The sequence below is a fragment of the Bacillus nitroreducens genome (assembly GCF_964021195.1).
This window is the reverse complement of sequence record NZ_CAXHYI020000003.1, coordinates 2,122,238-2,146,596: the sequence shown is the minus strand read 5'-3', so window position 1 is coordinate 2,146,596 and position 24,359 is coordinate 2,122,238. Positions and strand designations below refer to the sequence as shown.

Here is a 24,359-nt window from a genome sequence, read left to right as displayed (position 1 = left end):
AATTAATGTGGATCACCTCTTTTTATCCATTATACTTTTAGCTCTCCATTGTGGAAAGATCACCTGTTGGTAAATCAAGCTCCCATGCCTTAAGAACACGCCTCATAATTTTTCCACTACGTGTTTTTGGAAGCTTTTCCTTAAACTCTATTTCACGAGGTGCAGCATGAGCAGCTAATCCTCTTTTAACAAAATTCCTGATATCTTCCTTCAACTCATTTGTAGCTTCATACCCATCAACTAATGCAACAAATGCTTTTATAATTTCGCCACGAACAGGGTCAGGTTTTCCGATAACACCTGCTTCTGCAATTGCAGGATGTTCGATCAGTTTACTTTCAACTTCAAATGGTCCAACCCGCTCACCTGATGTCATAATAACGTCATCAACTCGACCTTGGAACCAGAAATATCCATCTTCATCCATATAAGCAGAATCTCCAGATACATACCAATCCCCTGGCATAAAATAAGATTCATATTTAGCAGGGTTATTCCAAATGGTATACATCATAGCAGGCCAACCTTTTTTAATGGCTAAATTCCCCATTCGGTTCGGAGGTAATTCATTTCCTTGATCATCGACAACAGCCGCCTTAATTCCTGGGAATGGTTTGCCCATAGAGCCAGGCTTAATTTCTAAACAAGGATAATTACTTATTAGCTGAGCACCAGTTTCTGTCATCCACCAGTTATCATGAATGCGTAAATTAAAGATTTTTAATCCCCACCGTACAACTTCGGGATTTAGCGGTTCTCCAACACTTAACACATGTCGTAAGGTACGTAAATCATATTGTTTGACGAGCTCGTCCCCCGCCCCCATTAACATTCTAAATGCTGTCGGTGCACTATACCATACAGTAATCCCGTAATCCTCAATCGTCTGATACCAGTTTTCTGGGCTAAAACGACCACCTACAATGACATTAGAGGCACCGTTTAGCCAAGGACCAAAAATACCATATGAAGTACCTGTGACCCAACCTGGATCAGCTGTGCACCAATAAATGTCATCTTCTTTTAGGTCTAGTATCCATTTCGCCGTTTGATAATGCTGAATCATTGCATTATGAACATGCAAGACTCCCTTCGGTTTACCCGTTGAACCAGATGTATAATGTAATAGCATGCCATCGGTTCTTTCAACCCATTCAATCTGTAGCTCTTTGCTAGCCGTTTTTAATCGGCCAAGGAAATCAATGAAAGGGCCATCCTCCCTAACATCATCTCCAACGAGTAAGATATGTTGTAAGGATGGTAAATCCTCAAAAGGAACTCGGTCTACTAAGTCAGGCGTTGTGACAATTACTTTTGCGTCACTGTCTTCTAAGCGGTCTCGTACAGCACCTTCCATAAATGCTTCAAATAAAGGACCTACAATTGCTCCCAATTTAATAGCACCTAATACAGCAAAATATAATTCTGGAGAACGTGGCATAAACACAAATACACGGTCCCCTTTTTCAACATCTGCTGCTTGTTTTAATACATTTGCAGCACGATTTGTATATTCTTTCATTTCTTTAAATGTATATTTTTCTTCACGTGAAGGATCACGATAATAAAGGGCAATTTTATTTTTTCTATCACCTTCAGCATGGCGATCAATAGCCTCATAAGCAATATTTACTCTACCGGTTTCAGACCAAGAAAACTCTTTCTCTACGTCTGCCCAATCAAAGTTCGCATACGCTTCATCATAATCTCGTAAATTATAATTCCCCTTTGTTACTGGTAGCGCTTCCACTTTCATTTTGCATTTCCCCTTTATGTAAGTTATTTACTATTTTATTATAAAATAAAAAGACTCTTTTTCCAATTTTTAAAATTTTGTTTATATATTATTTTTCTGTAACATTGTATAATATTTGTAAACAAAACTGAAAACGTTTTATTTTCACTAGATTCATATATAATAAGAATGACATTTATAAATGGTGGTGACTTTGTGGAGCATAAGAAGACTTATAATGCTAAGGAACTTAAGACCCCTCATGGTGCGCTTATTATAGAAGGCCCTATATCAGGCGAGACTCTTGCTAGCTTAGAATTCCATGAAGATTTAGTAGCATTTCGTACACCAAAACAACAACATAAGGCATTAATTGAAATTGCCGATTTACCCGAAGGACGAATCATTATAGCAAGAGAGAATAACACTGTCGTTGGATATGTTACATATCTTTATCCAGACCCACTTGAACGCTGGTCTGAGGGAAAAATAGAAAATTTAATAGAATTAGGGGCAATTGAGGTTATACCTCAATTTCGAGGCTCAAAAGTTGGAAAAAATCTCTTAATAGTTTCAATGATGGATGACGCAATGGAAGACTATCTCATTATTACTACCGAATATTACTGGCACTGGGATTTAAAAGGTACAGGTCTAAATGTATGGGAGTATCGAAAGGTAATGGAAAAAATGATGAGCGCTGGTGGCCTGGAATACTTTGCAACAGATGACCCAGAAATCAGTTCACACCCAGCTAATTGTTTAATGGCTCGTATTGGAAAACGTGTATCTCAAGATACTGTTGAAAGATTTGATAGACTTCGTTTTATGAATCGCTTTATGTATTAAGGGATAACTGGATAAGGGGGATCCAAATGATTATTGAAGAAATAATGAAAAAAAATGTTATCACGTTAGCACCCAATGATACAATTGCTACTGCGATCAAATTGATGGATGAAAATAAAATTAGACATATTCCCATCGTTGATGTAAATCAACATGTAATTGGGCTAATAAGCGACCGAGATTTACGTGACGCAAAACCCTCCATCCTAGACTTTACGAACCATGATAAAAAGCTTGATACGAAAATAAAAGAGATTATGGTACGTAATGTAATAACTGGCCATCCATTAGACTTCGTAGAAGAAGTCTCTGCAATTTTTTATGAGAACCGGATTGGTTGCCTCCCAATTGAGTCAAATGGAAAATTAGTTGGGATTATTACAGAAACTGATTTACTACACACATTTGTTCAATTAACAGGAGCAAACCAACCAGGCACCCAACTAGAAGTAAAGGTTCCCAATCGCACTGGAACATTGGCAGACGTGATAAATGTTATAAAAGAGCATAATGTAAATATTCACAGTGTCCTTGTGTATCCTGATAAGGACTCTCAGTATAAAATTCTTGTGTTACGAGTTCAAACGATGAATCCTAATAAAATTGTTGAACATTTAACGAATGAGGGCTACGCCGTTATGTGGCCACATTCATCAGGGATTAGATCATGACAAACGAGGCTGTCTTCGTCTATTCGGACCAGTTGTTAAAATACCGATTTAGTCAAGATCACCCTTTCAATCAAACAAGGGTAATGCTTACATATGACTTGTTAAAAAGTTTGAACTTGTTAAATGACTCAAGTTTACTATCCCCTAGAATAGCAACAGATGAGGAACTAGAGCTAGTCCATGATCCTAGATTTATTGAAGCTGTCAAGTTAGCTGGTGAAGGAAAACTTTCCGAAGATAGAGCCCAAGGCTTTGGAATTGGTACAGAAGATACACCTGTCTTTCCTGGAATGCACGAAGCAAGTGCCTTATTAGTAGGCGCAACCCTGTCTGCAGTTGATCATGTGATGTCAGGAAAATCAAATCATGCTCTAAATCTTGGTGGAGGTTTACATCATGGATTCCGTGGAAAAGCCTCAGGATTTTGTGTGTATAATGACAGTTCCGTTGCTATCCGTTACATGCAACAAAAATATAATGTAAGAGTTCTATATGTTGACACAGATGCCCATCATGGTGATGGCGTACAATGGACATTCTATGATGATCCAAACGTTTGTACACTCTCCATTCATGAGACAGGCAGATACCTTTTTCCTGGAACTGGTAATGTTAATGAGAGAGGGTCTGGTAAGGGTTATGGGTATACCTTTAATATTCCATTAGATGCTTTCACGGAAGACGATTCATGGTTACATGCGTACAGGACTTCTTTTAAAGAAATAACAGAGTATTTTAAACCTGATGTCATCTTTACACAAAATGGTGTGGACTCACATTATTACGATCCTCTCACCCATTTGTCTGCAACAATGAGAATTTATCGTGAAATACCTAAACTTGCTCATGAACTTGCCCACCAATATTGTGATGGCCGATGGATTGCAGTTGGTGGTGGTGGGTATGATATTTGGCGTGTTGTACCAAGAGCTTGGTCACTTATTTGGCTAGAAATGATTGGGAAGTCAGATATAAGTGGAGAACTTCCAAAAGATTGGATTAACAGATGGCAGCCAAAGGCTAAATTTGCTCTTCCTTCATATTGGGACGATGAACCTACTATCTATCCTCCTATTCCTAGAAAGGCAGAAATCGAAGAAAAGAATGCGCTTACTGTAACTAAAGCTTTATATCCAATCCGACAAAAATAAAAAACACGGCCAATGAACTGACCCGCCAAAATGGGACTTAGAAAAAACACCTATGCTACCTGACGTCCATATTCAATTGGAGCCAGGTAGTTTAATTTTGCCTGTATTCGTTTTTCGTTATAGTAACACATATATTGATTCACAATCTCAATTACTTTAATATTAGTGATAGAAGATCTTCTATGGTCTTTGAATCCTTCCGACTTTAGCGAGGAGTGAAAGGATTCGATTACGGCGTTATCATGGCAGTTTCCTTTACGGGACATGCTTGTGATAATGCCTTTTTCTCTTGCGAAATTTTGATATGCATAGGATGTATATACTGATCCTTGATCACTATGCAATAGAACTTTTTTAGGTCTTCGCTTTTTTATGGCCTCTCTCAATGTACTTAATACAAAGTTCGTATCTTGTACTGAACTTACCGTATAAGCGACTACCTCGTTATTATACAAATCCATTATTGTTGATACATAAAGCATAGAAGAGCCATATGGTAGGTATGTAATGTCAGTTACCCACTTTTCATTGGGTCTTTCTGCCTTAAAGTTCCGGTTAAGAATGTTGTCCACAATAATATTACTTTCCCCATTGATATGTTTCTGTCTTTTTACTTTAATCTGACATTGAAGATTGAATTTTTGCATTATACCTTGTACAGTCTTGCGATTAACCTTAATGCTATAACGCTGTTTTAGAAGAGCTTTAATTTTTCTATGTCCATAATGATATTTAGTCTCTTCGCAAAGGTCGATTATAAGCTTTTCTAATTTTTTTGGCCCTCGATTAATGTATTTCTTTTTCCAACGATAAAATGTAGATTTTGGTATTTCTAGAACACTGAGTATATCAATTATTTTATATTTTTTTGATAACTCCTCTACCAATTCAATAACTACTTGCGGAACCAGCTCCTTTCGAGTTCTTTGTACTTTTTTAGAATTTTAATTTGCATCTGAAGATGCTTATTTTTGTTGCGTTCTATTTCAAGTTCATCCTGGCCTTCTGGACCTTTTCCATAACTGTACTGTTTTCCAATAGGCTGTTCAAAACGATAGCTTTCCCCATTACGATCCCAGCGCATCCATGTCTTTATTTGTGAGACATTCTTTATCCCCAATTCATTCATAATTTCTGAGTTTGTAAATCCATTCTTTTTCATTTCTATTGCTTTTACTTTAATCTCTGATGGATAATGTACCTTTTTCCCCATATAAAAACACCCTCCATAAATATCGATTAGTTATTAACTAAATTCGATACAGGGGGTGTTTTTTCCTTGTCTCATTTTACTGGGTCACTCTACAATGCCGTGTTTTTCTCTTTTTATTCTTTTGTTGATTTTCTAAATTCAATGCGATGCGGTAATACGACAATCTTTTCTTCTACATTTTCTTTGTTCATAAACTTCGTTAATAATCTCATCGCTACCGCACCAATATCATACATTGGTTGAACAACCGATGTTAACTGTGGACGCACCATAAGAGCTAAACGTGTATTATCAAAGCTGATTACTTCAATATCATTAGGAATTGAAATACCATGATCTTGTGCACTATGGATAACACCTAATGCCATTTCATCTGTACCTACAAAAATTGCTGTAGGCTTGTCTGCTAATTCATTGATTTTCTCAAAACCTTCAATCCCAGAATCATATGTGTAGTCCCCTTCAATGACATACTCATCATTGAATGAAAGACCCGCATCCTCAATTGCACGTTTATATCCCACTAATTTCTTTTCACTGTTAATTGGTTCATTTAATGGACCACTAACAAATGCAATCTTCTTGTGCCCTCTGTTAGCCAATTCAGTAACCGCATCATATGCAGCTTGCTCGACATCAATTGTAACAGTTGGTACTGTGTTTGTACTATCAACTGATCCAGCCAATACGATTGGTACAGGGGATTTTTCGAATTCCTCAATGTGTTCTTTCGTAATATTTCCGCTCATGAAGACAATACCATCTACTTGCTTACCAAGCATATTATTTAAGAGGTTAAATTCTTTATTCTTGTTTTGGTCAGAGTTACTAAGAATAATATTGTACTTATACATGGTTGCAATATCTTCAATTCCACGTGCTAACTCAGAATAGAATATATTCGAGATATCGGGAATAATAACCCCGACTGTTGTTGTTTTTTTACTAGCTAGACCACGCGCAACTGCGTTCGGGCGATATCCTAGTCGATCAATTGCCTCTAGTACTTTCTTTCTGGTTGTTGGTTTTACATTTGGATTTCCATTTACTACGCGAGATACGGTTGCCATTGACACATTGGCTTCCCTCGCTACATCATAAATTGTCACATTCATTGACAGCACTCCTTATTTCAAGTTACCTCTTATATGTTATTATGAACTGTTTTATACAAACAAATGTCATGTTTGCCCACTTTTTGAACATATATTTATCTAGATAATAATACGACACTTAGCTTACAAGGGCAAATACTTTGTGCATTTCTTAACAAATTCGTAAAAAATAAACCAAAAACCTCCTACTATAGTAGTAGGAGGTCGTAATGAAAACTATACACGAACGGCATGTGATGCCTTAAGTTCTGTAATCCATTTTTCAAATTGATCAAAATCCATTTGCTGTGCTGAATCTGATAAAGCTACTGCTGGATCTGGATGTACCTCCGCCATGACACCATCTGCTCCAATTGCAAGAGCAGCTTTTGCTGTTGGCAATAATAAATCACGACGTCCAGTTGAGTGTGTTACATCTACAAAAACTGGTAAGTGTGTTTCTTGTTTTAAGATTGGAACCGCAGAAATATCTAGAGTATTACGAGTTGCTTTTTCGTAAGTACGGATTCCTCTTTCACAAAGAATGATTTGATCGTTTCCTTGAGATATGATATATTCAGCTGCATTTACGAATTCATCTATCGTAGCAGCTAAACCACGTTTCAATAATACAGGTTTCTTAACAGAACCTGCTGCTTTTAATAATTCAAAGTTCTGCATGTTACGTGCGCCAATTTGAATCACATCGATATAATCACAAGCAACTTCAATATCTGCTGGATTTACGATTTCACTAATAACAGCCATATCAAATTCATCTGCAACACGTTTTAAGATTTTTAATCCTTCAAGTCCTAAGCCTTGGAAATCATACGGTGAAGTTCTTGGTTTAAAAGCACCGCCACGAAGTAAACGTAGACCGTATTTCTTCGCTTCCTGTGCAACTGCTGCTGTTTGCTCATAGCTTTCAACCGCACAAGGTCCAACGATGAACTGCTGGGCACCATTCCCAATTTTAACTCCTTTTACATCAACAATCGTATCCTCTGGCTTTTTCTTACGTGAAACAAGGAGAGCTTTACGATGGTCATCTTCTTGTATTTCTAATCCAGCTTTAAAAATTTCTTTAAAGATATGTTGCACTGTTGATGTTTCAAAAGGACCTTCATTGTGCTCTAAGATATTATTTAACATATCTCTTTCACGCACTGGATCGTAACGGTTCACACCTTGTGTTTCTTTTACTTTTCCAATTTCTTGTACCAATTTACCGCGTTCACTAATAAGCTTAAGAATTTCAAGGTTGATTTCTTCAACTCTATCGCGAAGGTTATCTAGTTCTGCTTTACTCATCTCACTCTTCCTTTCTCCACCCAAGTTTTATATCGCTATCTAGACGAATATATGATATATTTTTATTAATTAAAATTCATTATAAACGAAATTGTTTGATATGTCACTAAAAACTTTATTACCCAAACGCTTTTAAGTGATAAAGTATTTTATTTTTATCAACTCATGATATATAACTTGTTTGTTTGAATTTGCCGAGAAAAATATTTTCCTAAATGAAAGTCCATGGTTTGAAACCATGGACTTTCAGTTTATTCAGCTGCAGCCACTAGCGCGTCTTTTGTGATATTACGATGTGAAGTGTTCCATTTTACTTTACCATCCTCAAACAGGAGTGCCTGTGGAGATTCATGTTTGATTTCAAAAGCTTGTGCAATGTGATTAGATAGATCCTTTGCCTCTTGAACATACAGGTAATAAGTTGGCACATCTTCATATTCAGATACAAACTGTTCATACTCATCAAAAGCAGCCTTACTAATTGGACAAGTTAAGCTATGCTTAATAAAGATAAATTTACTTTCTTTCTCTAAGACATTGTTAAATTCTTCAATTGTTTCAATTTTTGTTTTCCCCATTGTTACATCTCCTATTGATTTGTATTTTGTACATTTTTTTCAGCATCCATTAATGCCTGTTGAGCTTCTGCAAGTTTCTCCTGAAATAATTCTTCACTTGCAGTCTGTGGTTTCGTTGTTTCCTCTCCTACTGAAGCAGTTGCTTGGTCTTGATTTTCTTGCGAAACTTCAGATTCATTTTGCTCATTTTGCTCATTAGGAACTTTAAGATCTTTTACCTTCGTTAAAATTTGATTAGATTGTTCTGAAATAGTTTTCGATAGTGAGTTCGTTTTTTCTTTCACAACAGAAGCTTGGTCGTTTATTTGTCTACGTAATTCCTGTCCTGTTTTAGGTGCTAAAAAAAGGGCTGTTGCTGCTCCAACAGCTGCTCCAACAATTGTACCTAAAATAAAATTTGAGCCACTATTCTTTTTTCCCATTCATTTAATCCCCTTTCTTATTACATTGTTGATTTGTCATGCTTTTGTTTTTTATCTTTCCATTTATCCCAAATCTCTATAACAGCATTCCCAACTTGGACAACTTGTGAGATTTTGGTTTTATTTTTCTCCAATTGCACGCCTATTTCATCTGTCACATTGCCGACTGATTTATTGAATCGTTGCAATGAAGTTCCTACATCCTTTACAGCATCAACAACTGTATTTAAACTTTCAGATTTCTGTTGAATATCATCTGCTAGCCTATTTGTTTTATGCAAAAGGGCTGTTGTTTCACTTGTTATGCCTTCCATCTGTTTCTCTAGCCCTGATAACGTCCCCGCTACATTATCCAATGTGTTTTGTAGGGAACGGAGCGTTTTTGAAAGATAGATGACTAAAATTAAAAATGCCACTGCAATTACTGCAACACTTATGTATACGATAAGAATCATTCGTGATGCACCTCCTTAACTAATACTTACCCGATTTTTACCGTTATCAAACATTTACTCCCATTGTTTAACTTTCGACAAAAAATAACGAAGTCCTCTTGAAAATTTTAAATGAATGTAATTTAATAAACAAATTTATTGTTTTCGGTTACAATAAGATTGTACATAAGCAAATAGAAGATGGAGGCCATTATACATGAAAGATCCTCGTATTGAAACACTCGCTCACAATTTAATAAATTATTCAATCCGACTTGGGAAAGGTGAAAAAGTCCTTATTGAAAACTTTGGTTTGCAACGCGAGCTTGTGATAGCACTTATTAATGAAGCTTATAAAGCAGGTGGATATCCATTTGTCTCGTTGAAAGATCACCAAGTAAACCGTGCTCTATTACTAGGAGCACATGAAGAACAGTTTGAAATGCAAGCTGACTTTGAAGCAAATGTTATGAGCAAAATGGATGCGTATATTGGCTTGCGTTCAGGTGACAACATTAATGAACTAGCAGATGTTCCAGATGACAAAATGAAAATTGAAGGCAATACAGTCGGTAAAAAAGTTCATCGTGAGATTCGTGTACCAAAGACCAAATGGGTTGTATTACGATACCCAAATTCTTCAATGGCCCAACTAGCAAAAATGAGTACAGAGGCATTCGAAGATTTTTATTTCAATGTATGTAATCTCGACTATGGCAAAATGAGCATTGCCATGGATGCACTAGTTGAGCTTATGGATAAAACTGATAAGGTCCGACTAACAGGTCCAGGAACTGACCTCACATTCTCGATTAAAGGGATTAAAGCGATAAAATGTGCTGGAGAAATGAATATTCCAGATGGTGAAGTATATACAGCACCTGTTCGTGATTCTGTAAACGGCAGTCTTACATATAATACACCATCACCTTATCAAGGCTTTACGTTCGAAAATGTATCGCTTACTTTCAAAGATGGGAAAATTGTAGAAGCTACTGCGAATGATACTGAACGTATTAATAAAATTCTAGATACGGATGAAGGTGCTCGTTTCATTGGTGAATTCGCAATTGGAGTAAATCCTTATATCCAACACCCAATGCAGGATATTCTCTTTGATGAAAAAATTGATGGAAGTTTTCACTTCACTCCAGGACAAGCATATGAAGATGCTTATAATGGAAATAACTCAAATATCCATTGGGATATGGTAAATATCCAGCGCCCTGAATATGGCGGCGGTAACATTTATTTTGATGATGTCCTTATTCGTAAGGATGGTCGTTTCGTAATTCCTGAACTAGAACCATTAAATCCCGAGAATCTAAAATAGAAATATTAGATGCCTTTGCAAGGATTTGCAATGGACATAAAATAGACCCTCGATTGATTCGAGGCAGCTGAAAAACTTACGTTTTTTATAGGTGATTAAATTGATAAATCATAAAAGACGACTAAAATTCATTTTTTGAATTAAAAGTCGTCTTTTTTATGCATATGATACCATTTCACCCTGGGTTATTACCCTAATAGTTTTAAAATCCGCTTTATATTTACCGTAAATATCGCCATGGCACCTTGTAATTCCATGCCAATTAGACCCGAGGATTTCGCTACATCATACCCGTGTCTGTGTTTTAATTCGCTATTTTTAGCTTCTATTTTATAACGCTCTTTGGATTTCTCTTTAAAATAGTCGCTTTCCTGAAATTCCATCTGTTCAGTTTGTACATTTGGTTTAATACTAACAGAATAAGTTTTACTTATAGCACCTTCCTTATAACAACCTTCTTTAAATGGACAGTGTTTACACTTTTCGATATCAAAATAATAGGTATCCACTTGATTGGCAGCTACGCCTTCCATTAAGATTTCTTTAGGTGATTTTTGGTTATACCGTGCTTTTGTGTGGGTAGCATCTACTATAATACTTTTACTTTTGATGATTTCCTTTTCAATCGCAATTTCTACAGTTTTATTGATTAACAAATCTAATAGGTCAACATTTTTTAAACGCAGTTTTCGAAATTTAGTTAAAGAACTCGGATCAATCACTGGCTCTTCAGGAGCCATATCTAAAAAATACTTAAAGGACATGTCGTACTTAGAACGCTCGACAATATCAACATCAGACAAGTCATGGATAGTCTTTAGCAATAAATATTTGAACATGCGAATAGGGTCGACAGCATTTCGACCGTTATCATGACAGTAATTTTCCTTAAGCTCTTCATATACGAAAGAGAAGTCCACAAGTTCATTAATTTTACGTAGCATATTCCTGCGGACCGACAATATCATAGATTTGCATAAACGGACTAAAAGTCATTGATTGTTGTTTTTGAATCATAGAACCCAACCACATAGAATTGATACAACCATTATACAATGAAAAAAGGTATTATTTTCTCAAATTCAGAGAAAATAATACCTTTTTAACTAATGTTGATTGGAGCGGAAGGCACGAGACTCCTGCGGGAAAAGCGTGGCCAGGGGAGACCCCAGTAGGCTCCCGGACCGCCCGCGGAAAGCGAGTGACTGCAGCGGAAATCAACACCAATTTTAGAAAGGGACTTTTTCAGTGCCTCGATTGATTCGAAGGTCTTTTTTTAAGTTATGGTAATAGTACTTTTTGGTAAGCATCTTGAAACTTCTGAATATCTCCTGCTCCCATAAATATTAATACACTGTTTTCGTGTTTCATAAGTATAGAAGTATTGTCCTCCTTAATTAACTCAGCGCCAGGAATTTTCCCCTGCAAGTCACCAATGGAGAGCTCTCCTCTATTCTCACGTGCTGAACCAAAAATATCACAAAGATAAACTTGGTCTGCTTTTTCTAAGCTCGCAGCAAAATCATCCAAAAACGTCTGTGTTCTAGTAAAGGTATGTGGTTGGAAAATCGCCACAATTTCACGATCAGGGTATTTTTGACGAGCTGCTTCAATGGTAGCATTTATTTCAGTCGGATGATGGGCATAATCATCAATTAAAATTTGGGACCCAACACGTTTCTCAGAGAATCTACGCTTTACTCCCTGGAAGCTTAACAGTTGTTCTTGAATAATGGACACATCAATATTTTCGTAGTGGCATAATGCGATGACACCTAAAGCATTTAACACATTATGATTTCCATATCCATTTATAGAAAAGCTTGCAAAAAAGGTATTTCGAACAAACACATCAAAGGTAGTTCCTTCCGTGTCTTTTTTAATATTACGGGCTTGGAAATCATTTCCTTCTCCAAATCCATAAAACACAACAGGGACCTTAGTCTGTATGCTTTGAAGATACTCATCATCTCCACAAGCAATAATACCTTTCTTAACTTGCAACGCCATTTCCTGAAAGGCATTAAATACATCTTCAACATTCGCAAAGTAGTCAGGGTGATCAAAATCAATATTTGTCATAATTGCATAGTCAGGATAATAGCTTAAAAAATGTCTTCTGTATTCACAAGCTTCAAAAACAAAATATTTATTATTCTCTGAACCTTTCCCACTTCCATCACCAATTAAATAGGAAGTAGGCTCTGCTCCCTGCATGACATGTGCTAATAAGCCAGTTGTAGATGTTTTTCCATGGGAACCCGTTACAGCAACGCTTGTATACTTTTTCATAAATTCACCTAAAAAACGGTGATATCGAATAACAGGTAGCCCCATTTCGATTGCTTTTGCTATTTCTTCATGAGTATCAGGAAACGCATTCCCAGCAATGACCGTAAGACCTTCATGAATATTTTCTTCAGTAAAAGGCAAGATCTTTATTCCTCTTTGCTCTAATGGCTTTTGCGTGAAATAAAACTTATCATGGTCAGATCCTTGAACCTCGTAATTCATGTCATGAAGTATCTGTGCCAATGAACTCATGCCAGTACCTTTAATTCCAACGAAGTGGTAAACTGTCATATAAAGAACCTCCAACAATGTCTATCTGTAAGACAGTATATGAAATTCATCTAGTTTTGATAATTGTACCCATTATACTATGTAATGGGTGTTTTAAAATAATCAAATTTATGTATATACAATCATCTCACATTTTTTCATTATAGCACTAAACAATGGTGAAGACCATTACGAAAAAATAACTAGCAACTAGCATAACACTATGCAAATTGTCCTACTAACCAAGAGGCAGTAGGGGATGAGTTACCCTTATTATGAACGTAGTCTGTTGGATTTAACCTTATTAATGATTGATTTTTGGTTGATGGAAATCGGTTAGGTAGGTCTTTTAGCCTAATTCTTAACCCATACAAAAAAAGGTCGATAACAAATGTTATCAACCTTCAAATAACTGGGCTAAATCATCTTCATCAATTAACACTTCACGCGGTTTACTTCCACGGGATTCTGATATTATTCCTTGCTCCTCCATCATATCAATTAAACGTGCTGCACGGTTATAGCCAATTCTGAAACGTCTTTGAACACTTGAAGTCGAAGCTCCACCTTGATCTAAGACAAACTCACAGGCCTCTAAAAAGAGCTCATCTTCTTCATTTGTGATTGAAGCTTTCTTTAAGAGCTCGTCCTGTTCAAACATGTAGCTCGGCTTCATTTCTGCTTTTACAAAATTGACAATTGCTTCAATCTCTTCATCTGTAACAAAGTTCCCTTGAACACGGAATGGTTTAGACGAGCCATTCTCTAAGAATAACATATCCCCTTTTCCAAGTAACTTTTCTGCCCCACTAACATCTAAAATGGTTCTAGAATCAACTTGGGAAGAAACAGAGAATGCAATACGGGTTGGAATATTTGCTTTAATTAATCCCGTAATGACGTCAACGGATGGTCTTTGGGTTGCAAGGATTAAATGAATGCCACAAGCCCTTGCTTTCTGAGCAATTCGACTAATATACTCTTCTACCTCACCAGGTGCGACCATCATTAAATCAGCTAGTTCATCGATGATGATCACAATATATGGAAGCTTACCACTTTTTTCATCATGCTTTTTCACCATTTCATTGTATCTACCTATATCTCTTACACCTGTATGAGCAAATAATTCATATCTTCTTTCCATTTCCTCAACTGCCCACTTAAGGGAGGCTGTTGCGGCCTTAACATCTGTAATTACTGGACTAACAAGATGTGGAATATGATTATAAGGTGCCAATTCCACCATTTTTGGGTCAATTAATAGTAACTTCACCTCATCTGGAGAAGCTTTATATAGTAAGCTGACAAGCATGGCATTGATACAAACACTCTTACCTGAACCTGTCGCACCAGCGATTAGACCATGTGGCATTTTTTGCAAATCTGTTACAATCGGATTTCCAGAAATATCAAGACCCATCGCCACGGTTAGTGGGGATTGATTCGTTGTAAATTCTGGACTTTGGATGATTTCTTTTAAAAGAACTGGCTTACTTTTACGGTTCGGCACTTCAATTCCAATTGTGTTTTTTCCAGGAATCGGAGCTTCGATCCGGATATCCTTCGCAGCTAAACTTAATTTTAAGTCATCTGATAAATTAGTGATCTTATTAACCTTTACCCCTGGCTCTGGATGAACTTCAAATCGAGTGACGGCTGGCCCCTGTGTCACATTTACAACATTAGCTCCCACTTTAAAATTTCGTAGAGTTTCATCTAAGATATTTCTCTGATCGAGCAACCACTGACTGTCATCATGTTGCTCCGCAGGTGGTGAATGTAAAAATGAAAGGTCAGGGAATGTATAGCCTAAAAGCTGTTCTGTGTCTTCCTGTTGCGTTATTTGTTGCTCAGGTTGACTCTGATGTTCATGTTGTTTACTTTGTATTTGTTGTTCCTCTAGTATATCTTGATGATTTTGCCCTTGTGGTACCTGTTGATTGACTGGCTCTATTGATTTTACTGGAGTAGCTTCTACTCCATTTTTTGCTGATCGCTCTGCAAGTCTCTGTCTATCTTTTTTAAACATCATGACGTTAAAAGGAATATTTGACCGTCTAGGACGATTATGCGTTGTTTTCTTATTTCCTTGAGAATCAAGTGGTTCTGAGAGGCTTTTTTCTGGTACCTCGTCAGTAACATGTGACTCTGATTTAACTGTTTGATTTTCTCCTTCTGTTACACGTGACTCTAATGGATTTGTTGCTTTTTCTTCTTGCGATATCTGCGACTCTAAGTAGTTTTGTTCCTTTGCTTCTTTAGTTACCTCTGGCTCTATGTGATTTATTTCTTTTTCTTCTTCAATTTCCTGTGGTACTGAATATGTTACCTCTTCTGTTACGTGTAATTCTTTAACTGTTTGCTTTTCTTCTTTAGATCTCAGCGAATCTGCGTGATTTAGTTTCTCTAACTCTTCTGTTACTTCTGGCTCAAACTGATTCGGTTCTTTTGCGTCTTCCATTACTTCTAGTGCTGAATCGTCTGTCATCTCTTCTGTTATGTGTAATTCCGATTTAACAGTTTCATTTTCTCCTTCAGTCACCACCGGCTCTGAGAAAAATGTCTCTTTTTCTTCTTCAGCTTTCAGTGACTCTGCGTGATTTGGTTTCTCTAACACTTCCGTTACTTCTGCCTCAAACTGATTCGGTTCTTTTGCGTCTTCCATTACTTCTAGTGCTGAATCATCTGTCATCTCTTCTGTTATGTGTAATTCCGATTTAACAGTTTCATTTTCTCCTTCAGTCACCACCGGCTCTGAGAAATCTGTCTCTTTTTCTTCTTCAGTTCTCAGTGAATCTGCGTGATTTAGTTTCTCTAACTCTTCTGTTACTTCTGGCTCAAACTGATTTACTTCCTTTGCTTCTTCAATTCCTTGTCGGTCTGGTAGATTTAGTTCCTCTACTACTTTAGTTTCAGCATGTACTTTCAGTTCTCCAACATTGATAGTGCCTGCTGAATTTTCCTTACCGACAACTTGTTCAACTGTTTTTTCTATTACATGTTCTGGGTCTTCCTTGATTAATTGATTAGCTAGGCTTGTTGACTTTTGATGTGTGTTTACATTCGAAACTACACGAAGCTTTGATTCAACTTGTTCAGTTTGTAGGTTTGTAGGAGCAACCTCTTTGTAGGCTTCCTTCCAAGCCGAAGCAATCGATTCTGTGTCTGTAATTGGTGTTGTAGGAAGTTCAAACTCTATTATTTCTTTTTGATTAGGTTTACCTAGACCATATACAGGGGATGGTATTTCTGTTGGGCGAAAGGGTTGCTTCTCTTTAACCCTTACAGGTTCTTTCTCTTTAACTGTTACAGTGGGTTTAGGATTTGAATTCTTGTTAGATTGTGAGGTTCTAGTTCTTCTTGATTGCACCTTTTCTGTCTTAACATTATCTTGCTTTTGATCTGGAATGATTGGGAAGCGAAAATTTCCTTTTGGGTATTCATAGGTAACTCTTGCCTCAACATGTTTGTTTTGTCGATGTTGAGTGGTCTTTATTTCAATTGGATCATCATATTCCTCTTCTGTCTTAAATAATTGTAGTAGTTTTTTTATCCAATTCACAACTATCACTCTTTCTATTCAGTTACACCTCGACGTATTTGTGCCAGATTTTTCACACGCACGATGTAGGTCAAAGACATGCCACAAGAAGTGGTTTTGCATTTCCCACTGAGTGTTAGTAAATCCAATAAAGCTTTTACTGGCAATTGCTCTCCATAAGGGATTCGTACCAGTTAATGCTTACAAACTTCCTTTAAAAAATCATAGCAGCTGTCGAAGCCTTCAAATTATATTCAGCAGAACTAAGAAACTTCTATAGAATATATTTAATTCTAGTTTCCATTGTAACAAAAAAGCCGCTAGTTTTCCTAGCGACTTTGGTAGAGTATATTTAATTTTTCGGTCGATTCTTTCCAAGGATGAAAATTGGTTCAAGTTTCCCATCTTCATATAGAAACGATAATGCCGTAATAGGGACTCTACCACTCGCGAAAAAGCTCATCGTCATTTGGGCAAGTATGTCATAACCAGTATTATTTTGTACATCCACAATGATAAGTACATCTTGATGCGGCACAGCAACTGCCATGGTTCCTTTTATTTGCTGGCTCATTTTTTGTAAAAATGAATCATTCAAAATACGGCTCGCATCATACCCATCATTTTTATTTATAAAATAGAATGTATTGCCCGCAACTTCATCTGTTTTATAGGATACGTCTAATGACCTAAGATTAAATCTAGCAATTTCACGAATTCGTTCAAACTCCCAGTTTTCTTTTTGGATCAACTTCTTATCTAATAATCGGTAGGTAGTTCCTAAGTCAAGGGCATAATAAATCCTTGTTTCTGCCGTATGGTCATCAAATAGTAAGTCAACCCCTTCATTTGACTGGGTTGGGAATGAAGTTGAACGAATGACAGGAAAAATATTTTTTTCTTTTCCTTCAAGTTCTAGCTTACTATTCATGAAAGTCAAGGATTCCTCAATATAATAAATTACCTCATCAAGACTCCCTTGGCCCTCTTCCTGATATTTTGCAACTATACCAGGGAGACTTACCGTTGTTCCTTTTTTCGTTTCCTTATCCTCAATACGCAACGTATCTTTTTCACGATCAAATGAAAAATCCCAATTATGATGAGCAAGCTTATCTTGGATAAGTTTCTTTAACTTCTTAGAGTCCATACTTTTTCTATTTTTTGAGTCCATACAATCAATCTCCTTATTTGCCTATTATCATATATTCTCTATCTAAAAACAAATGAAAGCCCCTAAAAAGTTTAGGGGCTCCCACTTAATATTCTACGGAAGATACAATCTTCATCATTTCACTGGCACTTTCCGAGATTTCACTTACCTTTGCTTCTGTTGTCATTTTTATTCCACCAATACCAACTGTTACGAGGTAAAGTTTGTTCTCTATCTCAAAGGCTTTAATATAGCCAAATCGCTCGTTATCTGAAAAAGTTTGATCAATAGTAAATTCTTCCTCAACAATTGCGTTATACATCACGTCGCTTGTGCGTGCTTCATTTGGATTTACAAATAATATAAAGGTTTGATCTCCCTTTTGAAGAATGACGTTATTTTCATCCTTCTTTTCTATGTCCATAGTTGATGGTAGATAAAAAGATATCTCACCGCTATCACTATTTGTTTTTTCAGGCTTGGCTTTAAATGCAGATTCAACTTCTACAACCGCTTCCTTTGATTCATCCTCTATCGATGCACAACCTGATAAAATTCCGACTAGTAATAGAAAAGTCACAACAAAGACCTTTCCTAATTTCATTTTTTCTCACCCCTTCTAGAAAGGTTGAATTTATCCAAGTATTCCCTGTTACTACTAAAGTAAGAGAACTACTTTCCATAAAAGCCCCATTAAAGGAACAAAGACCTAGAAGGCAAGTCCATGTAGCAAAGTCTTTGTAATCCATTGTAAGGGCCTAAACTAATTCAGTATCGTATGAACAAAACCCATATCAATGGATGGCTTCCATTATCTATTTACTATAATAAACCTATTAATTTCTTTGTTGCAAGAGTATTCTAGTTATTTTAATCAATAAGAAATAAGTACCAATTTTCAAACAGTAAATTATCTTTTTTGCATTCGATACATATACTGTCCAACTAGTAGCTTTACGACATGGGTGAACATGTCCTTTCGGTTCACATAATGATGAGTGAAGATACCGATTGCCCCTTCTGACGTTCGAATATCTTTTTGCTTTGTATATTCTACCATTATGTCACCAAGTTCTATCCCCGTTTTAAGTTGGATGGCAATCTCTGTAGGTAGAAGGATTCTAGCACCGCCCGCAATAATCGGTTCACGTTCCTTATCAACAATTGCACCCCAGTTGCATAAAAACATTCCAAATTCGGTTTCGACAACTCCACCCTCTAAGCCGATACCAAGGTCTGTCTGTTCTTTTTCAAGAGCAGCTTTACTGCGGTTGATTGCACCTTGTATGGTCTCTGTATCGGAAAATGGTTGAGCAGAAACACCCGATGCTACTGATGTCGATAGGAAGCTTGCATCAATTCCCTCGAAACCACTTATGATTGCTTCAATTTTCGCAGGATTTTTTGTACCAATTGCAACTTGTAACATTCCTAACACTCCAATTATGTATAATCTAATCTGCAAAACGAAAGCTCGGCATATGCCGAGCATAATTATTTTTTATCCATTTTGACGAATAGAATCGACTGTGGTACGGTCAGATGCCTTTACAAGAGTAACAAGTAATTCTTTTGCGGCTGCATAGTCGTCTACATGAATGATCGACGCATGTGTGTGAATATATCGAGAACAAATACCAATTACAGCTGATGGAACACCATCATTTGAAAGATGGACTTGACCAGCATCAGTTCCACCTTGGGAAACAAAATATTGATATTTGATGTTATTTGATTCAGCTGTATCTAACACAAACTCACGCATACCACGATGAGTAACCATCGTCCGATCAAAAATACGGAGTAATGCACCATGTCCAAGTTTTCCAAATGCATTTTTATCTCCTGTCATATCATTAGCTGGACTTGCATCAAGCGCAAAGAATATATCTGGTTTAATCATTGCTGCAGAGGTACGTGCACCTCTCAATCCCACTTCTTCTTGTACAGTAGCACCTGAATACAGAGTATTTGGGAGATCAACTCCTTGCAATTCCTTTAACAATTCAATAGAAAGACCACAACCATATCGGTTATCCCATGCTTTTGCCAAAATTTTCTTTTCATTCGCCATTGGTGTAAAAGGACAAATTGGAACGACCTGTTGGCCAGGTTTAATTCCCAAGCGAATTGCATCTTCCCGATCATCTGCACCAATATCAATTAGCATGTTTTTAATATCCATTGGCTTTTTACGTTGGTTCTCTTCCAATAAATGTGGAGGTATTGAGCCGATTACCCCAATAACGGGACCATTCTCTGTAATGATTTGAACCCGTTGTGCCAGGAGGACTTGGCTCCACCAGCCACCGAGTGTTTGGAAACGAAGCATGCCGTTGTCTGTGATTGAAGTTATTAAAAATCCAACTTCATCCATATGAGCTCCAACCATAACAGTCGGGCCATTCTCTGGACCTCGACGAACACCAAAAATACTACCTAATCCATCTTGAACAATTTCATCAGAGTATTTTTCAAGCTGAGAGCGCATAAACTTTCTTACCTGGTGTTCATTACCTGGAGCTCCAGGAAGCTCGGTTAACGTTTTAAAAAGTTCAAGTGTATCCTGTTTCAATGTCATTCTCCTTTATGGGTTAATGGATGTAAATGATGAATAGCAAAATTTATTTATATGTATGTACACTATTTAGTATATCGAAATTGTTTTTTAGTTACCATAGCATACATGGCGGTTTTACAGAATTCTCGTTATAATATGATAAGATATAAAGTTCGTCTAGGAGGGATAAAATGAGCTGGAATAAGTTTTTCCTTGGTTTTGGTGTCGGTTTTGCAGGTGCTCTTCTATTGAAAGAAGCGCTAAGTGAATCAACCATTCCAGGTGACAAAGCCTTAAAAATTGCAAAGGAAGCTTTCAAAAAGAACGGACCAATCGATGGGTCCTGGATTCAAATGAATCCTGAAAGCTATGAAAAATCCGGTATTGAGTATCAAGTATACAAAGGTGGTATTTCACGTAATTCAAATCAAGAAAGCCGCCAATATGAATTTATTATGGATGCAAAAACAGGATCGATTATCGAAGTAACGCCCTTGTAAGAAACTTGTAGCTTATAAGGAGTTCCTTATAAGCTATTTTATTTTCTTATTCGTTTCAAAGAATCCAAGATATCACCAGTTTTATTCCATTTGATCGCTCGATAATAAGCATCATGGTAAAAAATATACCAGGATTCCTTTTCTAGTCCCTCGTTCATCCATTTTTGTTTTTGCTCAATCGATTTCATTGGATAATCATCATAGGCCAGTACCCATAAAACATTTTTATGAGCATGTGTTGGCATTATGTCAGCCATATGAATGGCCTGTTCATTCTTATCTTTCAATACGATGATGGAGTGCCCATCACTATGCCCACCAGTATGTATGATTGTAATTCCTGGGACGACCTCAAGTTTTCCTGTAAACGTCTGAACCTGATGTTCAATTGCTTCCCAATTTTCCTTCCAGTATGTCGCTTTTGATCGAATATTCGGATGCCTCATTTCTTCCCACTCAACATCCGAAGTAATAATGACAGCGTTATCAAAAGTAGGAACCAATTTTTCATTTTCCCATTTAGTCAGCCCACACGCATGATCAAAATGGAGATGAGTCATGAGAACAATATCAATATCACCAGTAGTTAGCCCCAATTCTGCTAACGATTGTTCAATCGAAGATTCCTCTAAAACTCCAAAGTTTCGTTTGAGTTTTTCACTTAACTTTCCGTTTCCTATCCCAGATTCAATTAAGATATGTGTCGAACCTACCTTAACAAGGATCGGGTCTGTTCTAAGCTCAATTTGATTTTTTTCATTATGTGGATATTTTTTTGACCATAACGGCTTCGGTACTACACCAAACATTGCCCCACCATCTAAATTGGTCACTCCACCCTTTAGCCAAGTAAGAGTAATATCACCGATTGCAAGCTGTTCCATACTTCCCCCACCCTTCATATGAATATGGCTTCATTTTATCATGTTTAGAATGTTTAATAAATATAGTAAAAAACCCATAAACCAAACTGGTTTATGGGAAATATCTTTATGTTATTTGACTCTTTTCTACATTGTTTCCTGTATAGCGTGTAAACCAAGTTAATCGTAACAAAGCTTGCTATCGCTTCAAAGGCTCAATAGTAGCCTGTGTGGTATAACCGCGTAAAGTGTATACCAAAGGGATATAAAACAACAAAGTTTATGAAAAGAAATTATTTTTTTTGAAATCGAACCTCTGAACGATAAATAGGATGACCCATTTCGGAAAATTTTTCTTCGTATTCCGTCATGATATTGCCTTCGAAATCAGATTTATGCAAGTCAAGACTTACATATGTTAATAGAAGACCATACTCTGAGAAACTTTTCAAAGAATATTCGAATAACCCGCGATTGTCTGTTTTAAAGTGAATTTCACCCTCATCAACAAGAATATCCTCATACATTTGCAAAAAGGATTTATAAGTCAATCGACGCTTTTCATGACGAGTTTTAGGCCATGGATCACTAAAGTTAAGGTATACTCGATTAATTTCACCTTTTTCAAAAAATTCTCTTAGATTTACTGCATTTTGATTTAACAATTTAATATTTGGAATTTCTGCCTCAATTACACGATCCAAAGCTGAAACAATAACACTTTCGTATACTTCAATTCCAATATAATTAATATCAGGGTTGGCTTTGGCCATTTCCGTAACAAATCTCCCTTTACCAGTCCCTACTTCTATATGAATTGGATTGTCGTTTCCAAATATTTGATTCCAGTTTCCTTTATGCTCTACTGGATTTTCAATTACGTATTGTGGATAGGACGCTAATTTTTCCTTAGCCCACGGTTTATTGCGTAAACGCATGATTGCCACCTCATTTAAGTTGTATCGCACAAAAGAATAACATGTCCTTGTCATAGGTGCAAGACTTCCTGACAAAGTTTTCAGACAAAGTGAAAACCCACCAATAGGTGAGTTTATCATTGTATCGTATAAAAAAGGTCGTTTCATGGAAATGTAGTATATAGACAACATCAAAAAGGAAGTGTTCTTGAATGCCACTAGATCATACACATCAAATGGATATTTTAAAGGATATATTATCAAATCATCAAATGGATTGCTGTGGTACAGTTTCAGAATGTGAACAACTGGGACGACTAATCCAATCATTACTTGCTAATCCAAATATCGATCAAAACGTGAAGCAAGTATTAACTGATGTCTACTCCTATAGCCAACAAGGTCAGTACACACAGCACTTAGATAACCATATCGAGGCACATCAAAACCAAATCAGTTCATGGATATCAGATATTGACCAATTCTCATAATAACTGTTCTAGGGTTCGTAGCCAGTGACTTACTTCTTTGTCTTTCTTCTTTAAGTGGTACCAACTTAAAAGGTGCAAGGATTGAGCAATCACATACCACTTCATTCTTAGAAGCAAATGATCATTTAATTCCATTCCGTAAAGACTGATCCATTTTGGCCAGTCTTCTTTTTTTATATACCAATGAAGAAGCATCCCAATATCCACAGCAGGATCTGCAATCATGGCTCCATCCCAATCAATTAAATAGAGTTCATTTTCATCTGATAATAACCAATTATTGTGATTAACATCAGAATGGCAGACAACATTTTGATCTGTTTTTACTTTATCCTGATTCTCTTCTAAGAACAAAATTGCTTTTTTCACAATATCAAAATTTAGTAAATCAGGTTGTAAACTGCGAACAACATCCTGCAATATATCCTTCGCTTCAATAGGTTTTTTACCGATACGTCTTAGCATTTCGAGTAGCTCATTCGATTGGTGAATTTTTTTAAGCATACTTGCTACATTTTCACCATTCATATCAACTGGCTTTAATTCTCTTCCATTAAGCCATTGTTGTGCAGTTACTACATCGCCATTTTCCAGACGTTTTGTCCAAATCAACTTCGGAACAATTCCTTCTGCGGAAAGAACGGCCAGGAATGGCGATGAATTTCTTTTTAGAAATATTTTTTTATCATTTAATTGGGCAAAATACGCGTCTCCCGTCGAACCGCCTGCTGGGGAGTATTCCCACTCGTTGCCTAATACGTATGTAAGCCAGTTTATCTCCAATTTCAACACAACATTTCCTAATAAATATATAAAAACACATGGTAAGCAGCCTTAGGTACAGCAATAATCGTCCTATTTGTTGGAAGCTATTTACTTAGACCTAAAGACCCAATAACATCTGTAACTAGACATTAAAAAAGACAGCTATTGAAGACCTATATAACAATAGCTATCATACTAAATTTTATCGTT

At 36.6% G+C, this 24,359-nt stretch carries 22 protein-coding genes and 1 pseudogene; 6 read left to right on the top strand and 17 right to left on the bottom strand.

All coding sequences use genetic code 11. The features are described 5' to 3' along the window. Positions 1-37 precede the first annotated feature (37 nt). On the bottom strand, positions 38-1,756 hold the full coding sequence (acsA, locus tag ACWPVE_RS14290; RefSeq protein WP_453994392.1) for an acetate--CoA ligase: 1,719 nt from the start codon (positions 1,754-1,756) through the stop codon (positions 38-40). 195 nt (positions 1,757-1,951) lie between these two features. On the opposite strand from acsA, the gene ACWPVE_RS14285 reads away from it, so the two are divergent. Genes ACWPVE_RS14285 through ACWPVE_RS14275 form a run of 3 tightly spaced genes read left to right on the top strand, consistent with a single transcriptional unit; the run spans position 1,952 to position 4,406 of the window. Beyond that, positions 1,952-2,584, top strand: a complete 633-nt coding sequence (locus tag ACWPVE_RS14285) for a GNAT family N-acetyltransferase (RefSeq protein WP_453994390.1) — start codon at positions 1,952-1,954, stop codon at positions 2,582-2,584. Positions 2,585-2,610: 26 nt separating this feature from the next. Next, on the top strand, positions 2,611-3,255 hold the full coding sequence (locus ACWPVE_RS14280) for an acetoin utilization AcuB family protein (protein WP_453994388.1): 645 nt from the start codon (positions 2,611-2,613) through the stop codon (positions 3,253-3,255). Beyond that, positions 3,252-4,406 (top strand): acetoin utilization protein AcuC, encoded by a 1,155-nt coding sequence (locus ACWPVE_RS14275; RefSeq protein ID WP_453994386.1) that lies wholly within the window; start codon positions 3,252-3,254, stop codon positions 4,404-4,406. Before ACWPVE_RS14280 ends, ACWPVE_RS14275 begins: the two co-directional genes overlap by 4 nt. A 50-nt stretch (positions 4,407-4,456) precedes the next feature. Here ACWPVE_RS14275 and ACWPVE_RS14270 read toward each other — a convergent pair. The 6 genes from ACWPVE_RS14270 to ACWPVE_RS14245 all read right to left on the bottom strand — a co-directional run bounded on the left by ACWPVE_RS14270 (position 4,457) and on the right by ACWPVE_RS14245 (position 9,482). Beyond that, a protein-coding gene (locus ACWPVE_RS14270; RefSeq protein WP_453990671.1) for an IS3 family transposase occupies positions 4,457-5,619 on the bottom strand; the annotation gives its coding sequence in 2 pieces (ribosomal slippage) (positions 4,457-5,346 and positions 5,346-5,619; 1,164 coding nt in all). 113 nt (positions 5,620-5,732) lie between these two features. Continuing rightward, positions 5,733-6,734: a catabolite control protein A gene (ccpA, locus tag ACWPVE_RS14265; protein ID WP_453994384.1), complete on the bottom strand. Its 1,002-nt coding sequence runs from the start codon at positions 6,732-6,734 to the stop codon at positions 5,733-5,735. 216 nt (positions 6,735-6,950) lie between these two features. Then, positions 6,951-8,027, bottom strand: a complete 1,077-nt coding sequence (locus ACWPVE_RS14260) for a bifunctional 3-deoxy-7-phosphoheptulonate synthase/chorismate mutase (protein ID WP_453994381.1) — start codon at positions 8,025-8,027, stop codon at positions 6,951-6,953. Positions 8,028-8,278: 251 nt separating this feature from the next. After that, positions 8,279-8,605 carry a bacillithiol system redox-active protein YtxJ gene (ytxJ, locus tag ACWPVE_RS14255; RefSeq protein WP_453994379.1) on the bottom strand — a complete coding sequence of 109 codons (327 nt, stop codon included), beginning with the start codon at positions 8,603-8,605 and terminating at the stop codon, positions 8,279-8,281. 11 nt (positions 8,606-8,616) lie between these two features. Continuing rightward, a complete protein-coding gene (locus ACWPVE_RS14250) occupies positions 8,617-9,027 on the bottom strand; it encodes a YtxH domain-containing protein (RefSeq protein WP_453994377.1) in 411 nt (136 codons plus the stop codon). 20 nt (positions 9,028-9,047) lie between these two features. Continuing rightward, on the bottom strand, positions 9,048-9,482 hold the full coding sequence (locus ACWPVE_RS14245) for a DUF948 domain-containing protein (protein WP_453994375.1): 435 nt from the start codon (positions 9,480-9,482) through the stop codon (positions 9,048-9,050). A gap of 196 nt (positions 9,483-9,678) precedes the next feature. Between ACWPVE_RS14245 and ACWPVE_RS14240 the strand changes: the two genes are divergently transcribed. Continuing rightward, positions 9,679-10,794 carry an aminopeptidase gene (locus tag ACWPVE_RS14240; protein WP_453994372.1) on the top strand — a complete coding sequence of 372 codons (1,116 nt, stop codon included), beginning with the start codon at positions 9,679-9,681 and terminating at the stop codon, positions 10,792-10,794. 188 nt (positions 10,795-10,982) lie between these two features. On the opposite strand, the pseudogene ACWPVE_RS14235 reads toward ACWPVE_RS14240, so the two are convergent. From ACWPVE_RS14235 to ACWPVE_RS14205, 7 genes and pseudogenes are all read right to left on the bottom strand, one after another. Then, a pseudogene (locus ACWPVE_RS14235) lies at positions 10,983-11,811 on the bottom strand (transposase). A 264-nt stretch (positions 11,812-12,075) separates the two neighbouring features. Beyond that, entirely contained in the window at positions 12,076-13,377 is a 1,302-nt protein-coding gene (gene murC, locus ACWPVE_RS14230; RefSeq protein ID WP_453994370.1) for a UDP-N-acetylmuramate--L-alanine ligase, read from the bottom strand. A gap of 376 nt (positions 13,378-13,753) precedes the next feature. Continuing rightward, complete coding sequence (locus tag ACWPVE_RS14225; RefSeq protein ID WP_453994368.1) at positions 13,754-16,921, bottom strand: DNA translocase FtsK; 3,168 nt, start codon at positions 16,919-16,921, stop codon at positions 13,754-13,756. A gap of 331 nt (positions 16,922-17,252) precedes the next feature. Further along, positions 17,253-18,050: a DUF1444 domain-containing protein gene (locus ACWPVE_RS14220; RefSeq protein ID WP_453997544.1), complete on the bottom strand. Its 798-nt coding sequence runs from the start codon at positions 18,048-18,050 to the stop codon at positions 17,253-17,255. A gap of 109 nt (positions 18,051-18,159) precedes the next feature. Continuing rightward, positions 18,160-18,657, bottom strand: a complete 498-nt coding sequence (locus tag ACWPVE_RS14215) for a hypothetical protein (protein WP_453994366.1) — start codon at positions 18,655-18,657, stop codon at positions 18,160-18,162. 306 nt (positions 18,658-18,963) lie between these two features. Next, positions 18,964-19,482 carry a DUF84 family protein gene (locus ACWPVE_RS14210; RefSeq protein ID WP_453994364.1) on the bottom strand — a complete coding sequence of 173 codons (519 nt, stop codon included), beginning with the start codon at positions 19,480-19,482 and terminating at the stop codon, positions 18,964-18,966. Between the two features lie 72 nt (positions 19,483-19,554). After that, on the bottom strand, positions 19,555-20,634 hold the full coding sequence (locus ACWPVE_RS14205; protein ID WP_453994362.1) for a M42 family metallopeptidase: 1,080 nt from the start codon (positions 20,632-20,634) through the stop codon (positions 19,555-19,557). 170 nt (positions 20,635-20,804) lie between these two features. On the opposite strand from ACWPVE_RS14205, the gene ACWPVE_RS14200 reads away from it, so the two are divergent. Then, positions 20,805-21,113 (top strand): PepSY domain-containing protein, encoded by a 309-nt coding sequence (locus ACWPVE_RS14200; protein WP_453994360.1) that lies wholly within the window; start codon positions 20,805-20,807, stop codon positions 21,111-21,113. A 38-nt stretch (positions 21,114-21,151) separates the two neighbouring features. On the opposite strand, the gene ACWPVE_RS14195 is transcribed toward ACWPVE_RS14200, so the two are convergent. Continuing rightward, positions 21,152-21,997 (bottom strand): YtnP family quorum-quenching lactonase, encoded by an 846-nt coding sequence (locus ACWPVE_RS14195; RefSeq protein ID WP_453994358.1) that lies wholly within the window; start codon positions 21,995-21,997, stop codon positions 21,152-21,154. A 272-nt stretch (positions 21,998-22,269) separates the two neighbouring features. Continuing rightward, entirely contained in the window at positions 22,270-22,914 is a 645-nt protein-coding gene (gene trmB, locus ACWPVE_RS14190) for a tRNA (guanosine(46)-N7)-methyltransferase TrmB (RefSeq protein WP_453994356.1), read from the bottom strand. Positions 22,915-23,105: 191 nt separating this feature from the next. On the opposite strand from trmB, the gene ACWPVE_RS14185 reads away from it, so the two are divergent. Next, a complete protein-coding gene (locus tag ACWPVE_RS14185) occupies positions 23,106-23,384 on the top strand; it encodes a YtzH-like family protein (RefSeq protein WP_453994354.1) in 279 nt (92 codons plus the stop codon). Here ACWPVE_RS14185 and ACWPVE_RS14180 read toward each other — a convergent pair. Further along, positions 23,379-24,167, bottom strand: coding sequence for a phosphotransferase family protein (locus ACWPVE_RS14180; protein WP_453997542.1), 789 nt, complete (start codon positions 24,165-24,167; stop codon positions 23,379-23,381). The two genes, ACWPVE_RS14185 and ACWPVE_RS14180, sit on opposite strands and share 6 nt — an antisense overlap. Positions 24,168-24,359 lie beyond the last annotated feature (192 nt).

Coding starts and splice junctions, on each gene's coding strand:
- acsA (WP_453994392.1), bottom strand. CDS start 1,756: ATGAAAGTGGAAGCGCTACCAGTAACAAAGGGGAATTATAATTTACGA.
- ACWPVE_RS14280 (WP_453994388.1), top strand. CDS start 2,611: ATGATTATTGAAGAAATAATGAAAAAAAATGTTATCACGTTAGCACCC.
- ACWPVE_RS14275 (WP_453994386.1), top strand. CDS start 3,252: ATGACAAACGAGGCTGTCTTCGTCTATTCGGACCAGTTGTTAAAATAC.
- ccpA (WP_453994384.1), bottom strand. CDS start 6,734: ATGAATGTGACAATTTATGATGTAGCGAGGGAAGCCAATGTGTCAATG.
- ACWPVE_RS14260 (WP_453994381.1), bottom strand. CDS start 8,027: ATGAGTAAAGCAGAACTAGATAACCTTCGCGATAGAGTTGAAGAAATC.
- ytxJ (WP_453994379.1), bottom strand. CDS start 8,605: ATGGGGAAAACAAAAATTGAAACAATTGAAGAATTTAACAATGTCTTA.
- ACWPVE_RS14250 (WP_453994377.1), bottom strand. CDS start 9,027: ATGGGAAAAAAGAATAGTGGCTCAAATTTTATTTTAGGTACAATTGTT.
- ACWPVE_RS14245 (WP_453994375.1), bottom strand. CDS start 9,482: ATGATTCTTATCGTATACATAAGTGTTGCAGTAATTGCAGTGGCATTT.
- ACWPVE_RS14240 (WP_453994372.1), top strand. CDS start 9,679: ATGAAAGATCCTCGTATTGAAACACTCGCTCACAATTTAATAAATTAT.
- murC (WP_453994370.1), bottom strand. CDS start 13,377: ATGACAGTTTACCACTTCGTTGGAATTAAAGGTACTGGCATGAGTTCA.
- ACWPVE_RS14220 (WP_453997544.1), bottom strand. CDS start 18,050: ATGGACTCTAAGAAGTTAAAGAAACTTATCCAAGATAAGCTTGCTCAT.
- ACWPVE_RS14215 (WP_453994366.1), bottom strand. CDS start 18,657: ATGAAATTAGGAAAGGTCTTTGTTGTGACTTTTCTATTACTAGTCGGA.
- ACWPVE_RS14210 (WP_453994364.1), bottom strand. CDS start 19,482: ATGTTACAAGTTGCAATTGGTACAAAAAATCCTGCGAAAATTGAAGCA.
- ACWPVE_RS14205 (WP_453994362.1), bottom strand. CDS start 20,634: ATGACATTGAAACAGGATACACTTGAACTTTTTAAAACGTTAACCGAG.
- ACWPVE_RS14200 (WP_453994360.1), top strand. CDS start 20,805: ATGAGCTGGAATAAGTTTTTCCTTGGTTTTGGTGTCGGTTTTGCAGGT.
- ACWPVE_RS14195 (WP_453994358.1), bottom strand. CDS start 21,997: ATGGAACAGCTTGCAATCGGTGATATTACTCTTACTTGGCTAAAGGGT.
- trmB (WP_453994356.1), bottom strand. CDS start 22,914: ATGCGTTTACGCAATAAACCGTGGGCTAAGGAAAAATTAGCGTCCTAT.
- ACWPVE_RS14185 (WP_453994354.1), top strand. CDS start 23,106: ATGCCACTAGATCATACACATCAAATGGATATTTTAAAGGATATATTA.